The following is a 384-nucleotide window of genomic DNA, read 5'->3' on the forward strand; positions in this document are numbered from 1 at the left end:
GTCGTATTGGCATGGATTTGAGTATTGAAAATGGTTCGCCAACTATCGTCAATGGTGCGACAGCGATTTCTAAAGATTCGATTAAAACCAACGTGGTCGTCGATGATGGTCAAACGGTTGTGCTCGGTGGCGTGTTTAAAAATACCTTAGGTAATGATGTGACTAAAATCCCTTTCTTAGGGGATTTACCTTATGTTGATCGCTTCTTTAAACGCACCTCAAAAAGCAATAACAAGCAAGAATTATTGATTTTTGTGACCCCAAAATTGGTGAATGACACGGGTCGTATCAATTAATTGACAACCCAACAGACGCTTTGCATAACAAAATAGTCTTATAGCGCATTGCCACAAATCACAGTATAATGTTTTCAATATATTATAG

The 384-nt window shown here is 38.0% G+C and carries 1 protein-coding gene; it reads left to right on the forward strand.

Annotation, left to right across the window (positions count from 1 at the left end; all coding sequences use genetic code 11):
- On the forward strand, positions 1–296 hold a 296-nt coding region (locus tag HG543_RS54315), incomplete at its 5' end, for a secretin GspD/PilQ domain-containing protein (RefSeq protein ID WP_500690520.1).
- Between the last annotated feature and the right edge of the window lie 88 nt (positions 297–384).

It is taken from the genome of Pyxidicoccus fallax (genome assembly GCF_012933655.1).
GTDB classification, from domain to species: domain Bacteria; phylum Myxococcota; class Myxococcia; order Myxococcales; family Myxococcaceae; genus Myxococcus; species Myxococcus fallax.